Origin of the sequence: Arthrobacter citreus (assembly GCF_038405225.1) — a bacterium.
GTDB lineage: Bacteria > Actinomycetota > Actinomycetes > Actinomycetales > Micrococcaceae > Arthrobacter_B > Arthrobacter_B citreus_A.
Genome location: NZ_CP151657.1, coordinates 2,511,483 through 2,524,585, shown reverse-complemented (window position 1 = coordinate 2,524,585; position 13,103 = coordinate 2,511,483). Strand labels below are relative to the sequence as shown.

Sequence of the window (13,103 nt, the reverse complement as noted above, 5' to 3'; positions counted from 1 at the left end):
GGCAGTAAGTGCTGTTCCCAGCGCCGGGAAGAGCACTTACTGCCAGTTCGATGGGGAAGAAGGATCAGGTTGCGGACAGGAGCTGACCTCTGGGCAGTTCCGCAGGGTCGCCGGCCGATTTACCCTCAAACGCATGGACTGGAAAATTGAACTCGTACCTGTACCCGTGTCCGATGTGGACGCCTCAAAGGCGTTCTACGTGGACCAAGTGGGATTCAACGCGGACTTCGATGAACGCGTTAATCCGGAGCTGCGGTTTGTGCAGCTGACCCCGCCGGGTTCGGCGTGTTCGGTGGTGATCGGCCCTGGCACCACGGACATGGAGCCCGGGAGCCAGCGGATCCAGGTGGTGGTGCCCAGCGCCGCTGACGCCCGGCAGCACCTGGTGGATCATGGCGTTGTAACGAGTGACATCACGCCGCTGGATTGGGGGACCTTTGTGTACTTCAGCGACCCGGACGGCAACCAGTGGTCACTGCAGGAACTCCCGGAGATTCCGCCGACACTGCCGTCCGAGACTTCCTGACGGACCGCCGTCGGGCGAAACAAGCGGCTGCTTGGACGTCTCGGCCGTCTCGTTGGTGCTCGTCAGTTATCCCGTTCCTGTAGCGCTTAGGTTCCGGTTCCGGCCGGAATTAGCGTTCGCCTGCACACGTTCCCACCCTCTGGGGCTGGTGTGTCAGATGGGGTCACGTTGGCCACGGGACTGATCAAAGAGTGGGAATGCGTGCGGGAGAGGAGCAGCACCCTCCTACCGCGTGGCCTCGGCCAAATACTCCAGCACGTGGCGGTAGGTGTGGCCGGTGGCTTTGGACATGCCGATCTCGCAGGTCCGGTTCACTGACGCGTAGGCGGCGAACTCGCGCTCGTTGATTTCCGCCGCCTGCTTGTCGGTGGCCGATTCCGTCAGTTCGGGGTGCAGCAGCCCGCGGTCGCCGGCAAACGCGCAGCAGCCCCAGCTTGGCGGCACAAAGACCTCGTCAGCGACGGCATCGGCAAGGGTATGCAGCGCCTCGTTGGCGCCCAGCTGGGTGGAGGAGCAGGTGGGGTGCAGTGCCATCGACGGCAGCCTGCGGGTCACCTCCAGCTGCGGCAGCACGGTGTCCCGCACGAACTCCACCGAATCCACGAACTCAAGGCCGGGATATTCCGGACTTTCCCCGGCCAGGCGTTTCATCGTGTCCAGTCCCTCGGTGCACGAGGCAGCATCGCAGACCACGGGAAGCGCCCCGCCGCCCGTGGCTTCCCACAGATTGGCCAGCACCCGCTCGGTCATCACCGAGTACCCCTTGGCAAAACCCTTGGACTTCCAGGGCGTGCCGCAGCACAGGTCACCAATGCCGGAGGGAATCCGCACATCCACCCCGGCGCGCCCGCACAGTTCGAGGAACGCCGCGGAGACGCCCCCGCCGTTTCCGGCCGGACCAAACATGGTGCCGATGCAGGCCGGGAAATAGACGGCAACCGCAGCCGGGCTCTCCAGCGGCTTCCGTTTGGAGCCGCCGGCCGGAAGAACGGTTTCGTAGGCCGGAACGGTTTCGCTGCCGGCCACGGCGCGCGCGGCGGCGGTGGCAGCCTTGGGCAGCAGCGCCGGCATCGCCTTGGCCAGGCTCAGCGCCTTGCCGCCGGCCACGGTCACGGTGGACCAGTGCTCGGCCGCGCTCTTCCAGCCCAGATCGGCGACGGGGTTGGCGTTCTCTTTCCGCAGCCGGCGGACGAGGTCGCCGGTGTTAATCAGCACCGGGCAGGCCGTGACGCACATGCCGTCGGCCGCGCAGGTCTGGACGCCGTCGTAGTCATAGTCCTTGCGCAGTTCCTTGGCCAGCGCGGCATCGCCGCGGGCTTCGGCGGCGGCGATTTCCCGGCGCAGCACAATCCGCTGCCGCGGGGTGGTGGTCAGGTCCTTGCTGGGGCACACCGGTTCGCAGTACCCGCATTCCACGCAGCGGTCCACCTCTACCTCAACGGTGGGAGCCACCTTGAGGTCAGCGATGTAGGACAGCGGGTCGTCGTTGATCAGCACGCCCGGGTTGAGCAGATTCGGCGGATCGATCAGGGCCTTCAGCTCGCACATCACGCCGTACAGCTCGTCGCCGTACTGGCGGCGGACAAAGGCAGCCATGATCCGGCCGGTGCCGTGTTCGGCCTTCAGGGAGCCGCCGTTGCCCAGGACCAGGTCCACCATGTCCTCGGTGAAGGCCTGGTAGCGCGCCAGTTCCGCCGGGTCATCAAAGCGTTCGTTGAGCATGAAGTGGACGTTGCCGTCCTTGGCATGGCCGAAGATCACCGAGTCCCGGTAGTGGTGCTCGGTGAAGAGCCGGGACAGTTCCCCGCAGGTGGAGGCCAGTGAGGGGACCGGAACCACAATGTCCTCCAGCAGCGCGTTGGTTCCGGAGGGGCGGGCGCCGGCAACCGTGGTGTAGAGGCCCTTGCGCAGGTGCCACATGGCGGCGCGGTCCTTGGCGACGGCGGTCATGGCGAACGGGGCGGCCAGGGGCAGGGATTCGAACAGGCCCCGTGAGCTGTCACGCTTCTCGGCCAGTTCCTCAGCGGTGCGGGCCTGATGCTCCACCAGCAGGGCCGCATGGTTGGCGATCTCCAGCCCGCGCAGTTCGGGAGGGGCGGTGGGGTCGGCGGCGGCCACGCGCAGCGAGGTGGCATCCATCAGTTCAATGGTTGCCAGCCCCGAGGCCACCAGCTCCGGCAGCGCGCTGGCGGCCCGGTCCAGCGAGTCGAAAAACATCAGCCCGGTGGCCACTTTGGGCAGCGCCGGAACCGTGCGGAACGTGGCCTCGGCGACAAACCCCAGGGTCCCTTCGCTGCCGATCATCAGGTGGGTCAGGATGTCCACCGGATTCTCGTAGTCCAGGAAGGAGTTTAGGCCGTACCCCATGGTGTTCTTCATGGAGAACAGCCGCTCAATGGTGGACACGGAGTGGGGGTTGGCGACGATCCTGCCGCGCAGCCGCAGCAGCCCCTCGAAGAGTTCCGGTTCCAGCGTGCGCAGCTTGGCCTCGGCGTCGGATGCGGCGGTGTCGATCACGGTGCCGGAGGCCAGGACGAGGACCATGGATTCGAGGGTTCGGTAGGTGTTGAATTCAGTGCCGCAGGCCATGCCGGAGGAATTGTTGGCCACGACCCCGCCGATGGTGCAGGCGATTTCCGATGCCGGGTCCGGGCCGAGCTTGTAGCCGTGGGCCGCCAGCCTGGAATTCACGGCCCGCACCGTGGCGCCGGGCTGCACCCGGACCCTGGCACCGCCGTCGAGCACCTCGATGCCGCGGAAATGCTGGCGGGTGTCGATCAGGAGGCTGTCGCTCTGGCTCTGGCCGGAGAGGGACGTTCCCCCGGAGCGGAAGGTGGCCGGGATGCCCAACTCGCGGCTCCGGCGCAGCAGGGCGGCCACTTCCTCGGCGGTGCGCGGGGTGGCCACCGCCTCGGGAATCATCAGGTAGTGGGAAGCATCGTGCGCCATTTTGCGCCGGTCGATTTCCCGGGTGCTGATGTTCTCCGTGCCGAGATCAGCGATGGACCCCGTCGAGGGGGCGGGGGCTTCCGTGTGAAGGCTCATTTTCCGATCCAACCGTTCCAGGGAGCTGCGGTGCTCCGCCTCTAAATGTAGGCCTCTTCAAGCGCCGGGAAAAGTTGGTCAGACCACAGTGGGCCGGGGAGGCGCCGCGGGTGTGAGCCGGGGGAGCCTTATCCGGGCAGCGTGGCGGATCCCTTGCCGTGCTCCGCCAGCAGCTTTTGCAGCCGCTCGTCCAGCAGCTCGAGGGCGGCCGCCACCGTGGAATGGATGACCTCCTCAGGCTCCCCGTCAAAGAACCGTTCGGTAACCTCCGGGGTGTCCTGCCCGGCGGTGGCGATGCCGATAAAAACGGTGCCCGGCTCTTGTCCGTCCTGCGGTTCCGGTCCGCCGGAGCCGGTGATGGCAAGGGCCAGGTCAGCGCCCAGCAGTTTGGCAGTGCCGTCGGCCATCTGGGCTGCGGACTCGGCGGACACCACGGCCTCGGCCGTCACGCCCAGGACGGATCGCTTCACCGAGGTTGCGTAGGCGGTGAGTCCGCCGAGGAACCAGTCCGACGACGACGGCGCGGCACCCAGGAAGGAGGCCAGCAGTCCGCTGGTCAGGGACTCGGACACTCCGATGCTCACGCCGGTGTCCTGGATGCGTTCGGCAATCCGTTCAGCGGTTTTTGTGGATGCGGCGTCCTGGCTGGAAATTGACAATGAACTCTCCTGTTCGTCAGTCTCTGGGTGGAACGGCATTTTATCAGGCTGCTTACTATCACCTCCAGTGGTGCCGGGCTTTATGCCTCGGATGCCTCGGACGCACCATCGGCCGTGCCTGCCGGAATGCGGGCGTAAAACCATTCGATATGCTCGCGCAGCAGCCGGGCGGCGTCGTCGCCCCTGCCCGCCGCCACTGCCTCGTAAATGCCGTGGTGCTGGGCCTGCAGCTCCAGCATGACCTCGGTCCAGTCCTCCATCCCGTCCACCGCGTTCTTGACGTATCCGCTGATGGCTCCGCTCATGGACGCCATCATGGTTTCAATCACCGCGTTGCCGGCCAGCGACGTCAGTTCAACATGGAACGCAGCGTCCAGCAGGTGGAAGGCCTCGCGCTCAATGCCCGGGGCGTCCATCGCCTCCAGCAGTGCTGCGGCCCTGGCCAGCGCCGCATCCTTCGCATCCGACGGCGGGAGACCGGCGGCGGTGGCGGCCGCCCATGTTTCCAGCAGCACCCGGGTTTGGACAATGTCCGCCACCGGAAGCCGGCTGCTGGCCATGTGCAGGCGCAGTGCGGAGGAAAGCCCGGCCGAGGGCTCGGAAACGATGATGGCGCCGGATTTCGGTCCCGAACCCGAGGATGACCGCAGGACTCCCATGGCATCGAGGATGCGGATGCCTTCGCGGACGGAGGCACGCGAAATGCCGTAGGTTTCGGCCAGCGTCCGTTCTCCGGGCAGCTGGTCGCCCAGCGAGATGGCGCCGGAACGCAGGTCGGCTTCGATGTTTTCCAGCAGCAGGTCATAGCTGCGGCGCGGTTGCTCAGTCACCTGATCATCCTGCCATGTGATGGCCGCCGTCTTTACGGAAGATATCCTCCGGAAAAAACGGCGGCCGACGGAAAGATCCCTAGGGCAGCATCCAGCCCAGGATCGGGGTGGACTGCAGGTAAACGAGCGTGCACAGCACCAGCAGCAGGCCAACGCTCCAGCCCACCACCTTGCGCAGGAGCACCGATTCCTGCCCGTCAAGCTTTACCGCGGTCACGGCAATGGCGAGGTTCTGCGGGCTGATCAGCTTGCCCACGACACCTCCGGACGTGTTGGCGGCAACGAGCAGGTTCGGATCGATGCCGGCCTCGATGCCGGCGGTCTGCTGCAGCCGTGCAAAGAGCGCGTTGGCCGAGGTGTCCGAGCCGGTGACGGCGGTGCCAACCCAGCCCAGCACGGGGGAGAGGAAGGCGAAGAACGCGCCGGTGCCGGCCAGCCAGGTGCCAATGGCGACCGTCTGACCGGAGAAGTTCATGACGTAGGCCAGGGACAGGACGGAAAGAATGGTCAGTCCGGCCCAGCGCATGTTCCAGATAGTCCGGAAAATATCAGCCACGCCGTTGCCCACCGTCATGGCGTACCGGCCGCCGTCGTCGTACTTGGCGTAAACCGCGCAGACAATCAGGCCGGTGATCAGCAGCAGGGTGCCGGGGCTGGAAAGCCAGTTAAAGGTGTAGATCGTGGAGGAGACGGGCTCGCCGGCCTCGTTCAGCAGGCGGTCGTGCAGCCAGGGCCACGGCACCTTGATGTCGGTGGAGGCCAGGAAAGCGGGAATGTCCGCGCCCCACTTCCACAGCTTGGCAACGCCGAAGATGAGGATCACCAGGAAGTACGGGAACAGTGCCAGCAGCGTGCGGGAGCGGGTCAGCGAGTTGTCATCCTTCACCGCTGCCGCCGAAGCGCCGCGGCCTGCAGCACCTGTTCCGTCCGGACCGGTGCCGGTAACGGAGGCGGTCATGGCCGGCAGGCCCATGCGCTCGCGGGCGGCTTCCAGGCCGCGGGGCTGCCAGAACTTCAGGAAGACGACGGCGGCACCCAGGCCGGCCAGTGCTGCCACGATGTCAGTGAGTTCGTAGGAGAAGTAGGTGGAGCACAGCACCTGCGCAACCGCGAAGGCCACACCGGTCACGGCGGCGGCGGGCCACGTGTCCCGGACACCTTTGCGGCCGTCCAGGATGAACACCAGGATCAGCGGTACGAAGACGGCCAGCAGCGGTGCCTGGCGGCCCACGACCATGCCGATGTGCCCGGCGTCCAGGCCGGTGAGGGATGCCGCGGTGGTAATCGGAATCGCCATCGCACCGAAGGCCACCGGAGCCGTGTTGGCCACCAGGACAGCGGCCGCTGCCTTAAGCGGTTTGATGCCCAGGGCCACCAGCATGGTGGCGGTAATGGCCACCGGTGCGCCGAAGCCGGCGAGAGCTTCCAGCAGGCCGCCGAAGCAGAACGCCACGAGGATCGCCTGCACGCGGACGTCGCCGCCGCCGATCACGTCAAAGACCCGGCGCAGATCCTCGAACCGCCCGCTGAGCACGGTGATCTGGTACAGCCAAATGGCCATGATGACGATCCACAGCACGGGGAAGGCGCCGAAAACCGCACCCTGGCTGGCGGAGAGCAATGCCAGGCCGGCCGGCATCTGATAGGCGAAGACCGCGACGGCGAGGGCCACCAGCAGGGCGATGCCACCGGCCACGTGGGCCTTGAGCCGGACGTAGGCAAGCAGCACAAAAAAGGTCAGCAGCGGCACCAGTGCCACCAGTGCCGAAATGGCAACGCTGTTGAGCACTGGATCGGTGCTGGGGATGAACGACTCCACGGGATCCTCCGCATAGAACTGGGTGTGTTGGTCAGGCCACAGTGGTCAGACCACAGGAGAGTCTAGCGCAAGTCACGGATCTCTGTGATGGTAGTCACGAGCGCCGGAGGGCTTGGATGTGACGTGCCCAACGTGTTCTACTATGGTCAGACCACACATACGGGGCGTTTCCCCGCTGAAAGGCAGCCATGAGAATTGCTCTATTCGCCACCTGCATCGTGGATGCGATGTATCCGCGCACCGCCCGGGCAACGGTGGCCATCCTGGAGCGGTTGGGCCACGAGGTCGTGTTCCCCGCCGGACAGGCCTGCTGCGGGCAGATGCACGTGAATTCCGGCTACCTGCCTGAAGCCGTGCCCGTGGTCCGCAACCACGTCCAGGCCTTCGAATCACAGGAGTATGACGTCGCCGTCGCACCCTCCGGTTCCTGCGTCGCCTCGGTGAAGCATCAGCACCCCATGGTGGCGCGCTCCTGTGGCGACGCCGGCCTGGAAGCGCGCGCCGAAGCCGTGGGCGCCAAGACCTATGAGCTGTCCGCCCTGCTCACCGACGTTCTGGGTGTGACCGATGCTGCCGCCCAGCTTGGATCCTGGTTCCCGCACAACGTCACCTACCACCCCAGCTGCCACGGCATGCGCCTGCTGCGCCTTGGCGACCGGCAGCTGAACCTGCTCCAAAGCGTGGAGGGCATCTCCGTGGCGGAATTGCCGCAGGCTGACCAGTGCTGTGGGTTCGGCGGAACGTTCTCCATGAAGAATGCCGACGTCTCCACTGCCATGCTGGAGGACAAGACGGCCAACATTACGGCCACCGGCGCGGACCTGTGTTCCGGCGGCGATGCCTCCTGCCTGATGCACATCGGCGGCGGGCTGTCCCGGCAGGGCAGCAGTGTGTCCACCCTTCACTTTGCCGAAATCCTCGCGAGCACCAGGGAGAACCCGGTATCCGTCACCGGAGACGTCCTGGTCAGCGGAAAGGCTTCGCGATGAGCACCACCTACCTGGGCATGCCCACCCTGCCGGTCTTCGGCCAGGGCAACCTCAATGCCGTTGAATCCTTCCCCTCCGCGGCCAAACGCGAGCTCGGCAACGCCCAACTGCGCGCCAACCTGGGCCACGCCACCTCCACCATCCGCGACAAGCGGCTGCGCGTGGTCGGGGAGCTGCCGGACTGGGAGGACCTGCGCAATGCCGGCAGCGCCACCAAGGAAGCGGTCATGGCGCGCCTGCCCGAGCTGCTGGAGGAGTTCGAACGGAATTTCACCGCACGCGGCGGCATCATCCACTGGGCCCGTGACGCCGGGGAAGCCAACGAGATTGTCCGGGACCTGATCCGTGAGCAGGGCGTGGACGAGGTGGTCAAGGTCAAGTCCATGGCCACCCAGGAAATCGGCCTGAACGAATACCTGGAAGAGCAGGGCATCGCAGCGTTCGAAACGGACCTCGCCGAGTTGATCGTCCAGCTGGACCACGACAAGCCCAGCCATATCCTGGTGCCGGCCATCCACAAAAACCGCACCCAGGTCCGCGACATCTTCCTGCGCGAAATGCCCGGTGTCGACCCGGAACTCACCGACAACCCGGCGAAGCTGGCGGAGGCGGCACGCGCGCACCTGCGCCGCAAATTCCTCTCCGCCAAGGTGGCCATCTCCGGGGCCAACTTCGCCATTGCGGACGCCGGCACCCTCGCCGTCGTCGAATCCGAGGGCAACGGGCGGATGTGCCTGACGCTGCCCGAAACCCTGATCACCGTGATGGGAGTGGAAAAACTGCTCCCCACCTGGCAGGACCTTGAAGTGTTCATGCAGCTGCTGCCGCGCTCCTCCACCGGCGAGCGGATGAACCCGTACACCTCGCTATGGACCGGCGTCACTGAAGGCGACGGGCCGCAGAACGTGCACCTGGTGCTGCTGGACAACGGCCGCAGCGCCGCGCTTGCCGACGAAATGGGACGGTCCGCGCTGCATTGCATCCGCTGCTCGGCCTGCATGAACGTCTGCCCGGTGTATGAACGCACCGGCGGCCACGCCTACGGATCCACCTATCCGGGACCCATCGGCGCGATCCTTTCGCCGCTGATGACGGGCATTGTTTCCGAGGAGAACAATTCGCTGCCGTATGCCTCATCGCTGTGCGGCGCCTGCTACGACGCCTGTCCCGTGAAAATCAACATTCCGGACATCCTCGTGCACCTGCGCGCGGAGGATGTGGACAGCAAGCGCGGCAAGAAGAAGCTGCCCACCCAGATGGACCTGATGATGAAGGGTGCCTCCTGGGCCTTCTCCTCCGGCAAGCACCTGGGCCTGCTGGAAAAGGGCCTGCCGCTGGGCCGCATCGCCGCGGGGCGGAAAAAGAAAATCACCAAACTGCCGGGTATCGCCGCGGGCTGGACGCAGAGCCGGGACATCCCCGCACCGCCGTCGGAGTCCTTCCGCGACTGGTGGGCCAAGGAACATCAGCACACCGATTCAGGAGAGAGCGCATGAGCAGCGCACGCGAAGACATCATGGAACGGCTCCGCTCAGCGCTGCGGGACAGTCCGGCCGTTCCGGAAATTCCGCGGACCTACCGTGAAGCGTCCGGGATGAGCGCCGAGGAGCGTATCGAGATGTTGGTGGACCGGCTGGTGGACTATAAAGCCGGAGTCACCGTGGTGGACAGCAGCGGAGTTGCGCCCCGGATCGCGGAGCTGCTCAACGGTGCCGCCAGCTACGTGGTTCCGGAGGGCATCGACGGCGAATGGCTTGCTGCCGCCGAAGCCGCGGCGCCGGGGCGCCGGCGCACCGACTCCGCGCAGTCGCCGCTGAGCGTGCCGGAACTGGACGCCGTGGACGCGGTGGTCACGGGCAGCGCCGTCTCAGTGGCGGAAACCGGGACCATCATCCTGGATGGCAGCCCCAACCAGGGGCGCCGCGCCATCACGCTGGTGCCGGATCACCACATCTGCGTGGTGGGTGCCGGCGACGTCGCCGGAATACTGCCCGAGGCCCTGCGCCGGCTGGACGGCACCCGGCCGCTGACCTGGATCAGCGGCCCGAGCGCCACCTCCGACATTGAGCTCGAACGCGTGGAAGGCGTGCACGGCCCGCGGAACCTGGACGTCATCATCGTCCGGTCCTGAAGCGGCTCTTCCAGCGGCAGGGTCGATTAGGCGCTGAGGCGGACGTCCGGGCTGGCGTCGAAATCCCGAAGCGGTGCACGCTCCTCGAGCGGGTTCCGCGGCAGCGCTGACACACCCGTCACCTCCTCGAGGAAGGCGGCGGTCTCGTGCAGGGACTCCATGGCCTCCGGGCGGTGCAGCTGGAACTGGTATTCGTGACCCAGCGCCGGCTTGTAGTCCTGCGGCCAGAACCGGCGGACCAGGGGTACGCCCAGTTCCGAAAGCCGGTCCGCCAGGGGCAGTGACTGCGTGCGGGTCAGGTCATCGCCGTTTCCACTGGAGATGTAGGTGGGCGGAAAACGGTGGTCCACATGTTCCAGGATGGACATATGGGCGGCGGCTGCAGTGGCGGCCCAGTCCTTGGAACCGGTGTAGGACCACAGCGCCTTCCGTAGACCCCAGCCCATCGGGCCCGGCAGACGGGCCACGGAGGCAAGGTCAAAAACGCCGCAGTTCAGCACAATGCCGCACAGCTGTTCGGGAGCTGCGGCGGGGACAACCCCGGTATCGCGGGCGTACTCCGGCTGGGTTATCGCCAGGGCCAGCTGCGCTGCCAGCTGGGCGCCGGCGGAGTCGCCGGCCAGGACAATCCGGTTAGGGTCCAGACCGTAGCGGTCCGCATTCTCACGGACAAAGCCCAGGGCGGAGTTCAGCTCCTTCACGGCGGCCGGGTACACAGCCGCAGGTGAAACCGAGTAGCCGACCCCAATGACGGCATACCCGTATCCGGCCAGGACCTTTAAGTAGGGGGCAACATCCTCTTTGGACCCGGAGATCCAGGCCCCGCCGTGGATCCACATCACCACTGGCAGGGGTCTCCGGGAGGGGTCGTTGGGCAGGAACAAATCCAGGGACGGCTTGTTGTCGGACCCCAGGTACGGCAGGCCGCGGTGCCGGGTGACCGTGAACCGGGGGATATGGGGGAGGACCTCCTTCACCGGGACCTTGCCCGCCCCGGCGAAAACTCCTCGGATGAGCAGAGCGGATGGCAGTGGGTGATGCCGCAGGGCGGCGGCGGCTGCGATTCCGGCGGCGGCCACCCCGGTGAGGAGCCCCGCCGCAGTAAGCGAAGAGAGCTTCATATTTCCAAGCTAGGACCCGCAACTGAGCGGCTTCCGCCGGGTTTGCCGCCCTGGAGCGGATCCGGGGCCGGGACTGCGAGGAATCTCATGGCCGCTGGTGTCCCGGGGCACGGAACTCTCTTCGCCGCTGTGTCCCGGGGCACTGGAACACACCCGTGACCGGGCCGCGTGCCTGAAACAGGTACTTTCCCCGAGCCGGCGGATTTCTCTGGTGCTTCCGCCGGCAGGTTCGTAGTCTTCCTTTTCGCGGCGGGCAGTGGGCCGCCGCCCGGCGCGGGACAGCGTCGGGAACGGATGGGGGACTCATGGGGGAAGGGGTTTTACTATGATGCTTTTTCTGGCGGGGGGCCTGGCCGGCACAGTCTTCGGTGTGCTGGCGGCTGGCCTAGTGGTGCGGTGGCTGCAGAGGGCACGCGAGAAGCGGGCGCTGCAGGCCCTGATCACCCAGGTGCACTTGAAACGTGCCTTGGCGGAAGACGGTCCGGGGGCCGTGTCTGCGGACCTTGATGCAGCGCGGTGCCGGTCCACAGTGGCGGATATTCGGCAGCAGGTGCGTGAAACGCTCAGTGAGCTTCGGCCGGGTTCGGCCTCTCAGGTGTCGGCCCTGCTGGAAATGCACCGGGCCTGTGATGCCTATCTTCGGGAAACCGAGGGCAACGGCCGGAACTTCGAGGCGCGCCTGCGGGAGCTGCGCCCGGTCCTCAATCAAAGTGCCCGCCGCCTGAGCAGCGGCCGCCACGTGCAGTATCTGGCGCCGGGACAGCGCGCCGCGACGCGAAAGGAAACGCTCGCGGCGCAGGCACCTGCCCGGAGCGGAGGGCGGCGGGAGGATGCCAAGGCGTGGCGCGCCGGTGGAGCTCCCGTCCGGAACCCGTCCGGCTCGAGCCATGGAAGGCTCGGGAGGGTTGCCCCGCATTCCCGCCTTACGCGAGCAGGACAGCGGCAAGCAGGATGACGGGAAAGGACAGGATCGACGTCAGGAAAACGACGTCGCGGGCGATCACCGATTTCATCCCGAACTGATGGGAAAAGAGGTACACGTTCTGTGCCGTGGGAAGCGCGCTCATGACCACCACACCGAACAGGTCCACGCCGTCCAAACCAAAAATCCAGCGTCCCACCGCGTAACCCAGCAGGGGAGCGGCGAGCAGCTTCACTGCGGTGGATACCAGGACATCGGTTCGGACCGCTGCCGTCCCCAGCAGGTTCTGTCCGTACAGGCTCATGCCGAACGTGAGCAGGAGCAGCGGAACCGAGGCATGGCCCAGCAGTGACACCGGTTCCCACAGCACTGCCGGCAGACGGAGTCCGGTGAGGGCGAGAGCCAGGCCGGCCAGGGTGGCCAGCGTGACGGGATTGGCAAAGGGGCGCACGACGGCGGCCAGCACCGCCAGCGGGCGGACCCGGGCCCGGTTGCCGGCGGCCAGCGCCCCCGGACCCGATGCCGCCCGCCGCCGCTGGGTAAAGCTGAAGACCGCAAGATAGGCCGGGGCCAGGACCAGCAGTTGGGCCATCAGCACCGAGACCACGGGCGTGGAGCTGCCCACCGCGTACAGCGCGATGGGCAGGCCGATGTTGCCGGCGTTGGCATAGGACGCGCTCATGGCACCCACTGCGGTGTCTGCGGCGCTGCGCCGGAAAAAGAGAAAGGATAAGCCCGCATAGACCGCTCCGGAGGCCACCGCAATGAGCAGTGCGGCCGGAGCAAAGGTCCGCAGCACTTCTTCCACCGGCGCTTCCGCCAGGAGAATGAACATCAGTGCCGGGTTGGTGACGTAGTAAATGACCGAGGTCAGGGCTGCTTTGGGATCGGGCCCCCGGTCCCGGCGGATGGCCGCAAAGGCGTAGCCGACTGCCGCGATGATCAGGACAACGGCAAAGCCTTCAATAACGCCCAGCACTGGGGAAACTCCAATTTCCGAGGGTCTTCGGATTGTCGGGATGGAACGGCCGCCGGCGGAGTGTCCGCCGGCGGCCGTTCCC

The 13,103-nt window shown here is 66.5% G+C and carries 11 protein-coding genes; 5 read left to right on the top strand and 6 right to left on the bottom strand.

Going from position 1 to position 13,103, the window contains the following annotated elements; genetic code table 11:
• Nucleotides 1-133: 133 nt before the first annotated feature.
• Entirely contained in the window at nucleotides 134-526 is a 393-nt protein-coding gene (locus AAE021_RS11670; protein WP_342022498.1) for a VOC family protein, read from the top strand.
• 225 nt (nucleotides 527-751) lie between these two features.
• On the opposite strand, the gene AAE021_RS11665 is transcribed toward AAE021_RS11670, so the two are convergent.
• The 4 genes from AAE021_RS11665 to AAE021_RS11650 form a co-directional block, all read right to left on the bottom strand.
• Nucleotides 752-3,571, bottom strand: a complete 2,820-nt coding sequence (locus AAE021_RS11665) for an FAD-binding and (Fe-S)-binding domain-containing protein (RefSeq protein ID WP_342022497.1) — start codon at nucleotides 3,569-3,571, stop codon at nucleotides 752-754.
• A 128-nt stretch (nucleotides 3,572-3,699) separates the two neighbouring features.
• Nucleotides 3,700-4,230 (bottom strand): CinA family protein, encoded by a 531-nt coding sequence (locus AAE021_RS11660; protein ID WP_342022496.1) that lies wholly within the window; start codon nucleotides 4,228-4,230, stop codon nucleotides 3,700-3,702.
• An 80-nt stretch (nucleotides 4,231-4,310) separates the two neighbouring features.
• The gene (locus tag AAE021_RS11655) at nucleotides 4,311-5,060 is read right to left on the bottom strand and encodes a FadR/GntR family transcriptional regulator (RefSeq protein ID WP_342022495.1); all 750 of its coding nucleotides are present in this window, start codon (nucleotides 5,058-5,060) and stop codon (nucleotides 4,311-4,313) included.
• A 79-nt stretch (nucleotides 5,061-5,139) separates the two neighbouring features.
• On the bottom strand, nucleotides 5,140-6,879 hold the full coding sequence (locus AAE021_RS11650) for an L-lactate permease (RefSeq protein ID WP_342022494.1): 1,740 nt from the start codon (nucleotides 6,877-6,879) through the stop codon (nucleotides 5,140-5,142).
• Between the two features lie 188 nt (nucleotides 6,880-7,067).
• On the opposite strand from AAE021_RS11650, the gene AAE021_RS11645 reads away from it, so the two are divergent.
• The 3 genes from AAE021_RS11645 to AAE021_RS11635 are packed head-to-tail and all read left to right on the top strand — an operon-like array spanning nucleotide 7,068 to nucleotide 9,999.
• The gene (locus AAE021_RS11645; protein ID WP_342022493.1) at nucleotides 7,068-7,868 is read left to right on the top strand and encodes a (Fe-S)-binding protein; all 801 of its coding nucleotides are present in this window, start codon (nucleotides 7,068-7,070) and stop codon (nucleotides 7,866-7,868) included.
• The gene (locus AAE021_RS11640; RefSeq protein ID WP_342022492.1) at nucleotides 7,865-9,364 is read left to right on the top strand and encodes a LutB/LldF family L-lactate oxidation iron-sulfur protein; all 1,500 of its coding nucleotides are present in this window, start codon (nucleotides 7,865-7,867) and stop codon (nucleotides 9,362-9,364) included. The genes AAE021_RS11645 and AAE021_RS11640 overlap by 4 nt, the downstream gene beginning before the upstream one ends.
• A complete protein-coding gene (locus AAE021_RS11635; protein ID WP_342022491.1) occupies nucleotides 9,361-9,999 on the top strand; it encodes a LutC/YkgG family protein in 639 nt (212 codons plus the stop codon). The genes AAE021_RS11640 and AAE021_RS11635 overlap by 4 nt, the downstream gene beginning before the upstream one ends.
• 26 nt (nucleotides 10,000-10,025) lie before the next feature.
• Here AAE021_RS11635 and AAE021_RS11630 read toward each other — a convergent pair whose 3' ends face one another.
• Nucleotides 10,026-11,120: an alpha/beta hydrolase gene (locus tag AAE021_RS11630; protein ID WP_342022490.1), complete on the bottom strand. Its 1,095-nt coding sequence runs from the start codon at nucleotides 11,118-11,120 to the stop codon at nucleotides 10,026-10,028.
• Nucleotides 11,121-11,445: 325 nt separating this feature from the next.
• Between AAE021_RS11630 and AAE021_RS11625 the strand changes: the two genes are divergently transcribed.
• Complete coding sequence (locus AAE021_RS11625) at nucleotides 11,446-12,075, top strand: hypothetical protein (protein ID WP_342022489.1); 630 nt, start codon at nucleotides 11,446-11,448, stop codon at nucleotides 12,073-12,075.
• On the opposite strand, the gene AAE021_RS11620 is transcribed toward AAE021_RS11625, so the two are convergent.
• Nucleotides 12,044-13,021 carry an AEC family transporter gene (locus AAE021_RS11620; protein WP_342022488.1) on the bottom strand — a complete coding sequence of 326 codons (978 nt, stop codon included), beginning with the start codon at nucleotides 13,019-13,021 and terminating at the stop codon, nucleotides 12,044-12,046. The two genes, AAE021_RS11625 and AAE021_RS11620, sit on opposite strands and share 32 nt — an antisense overlap.
• Between the last annotated feature and the right edge of the window lie 82 nt (nucleotides 13,022-13,103).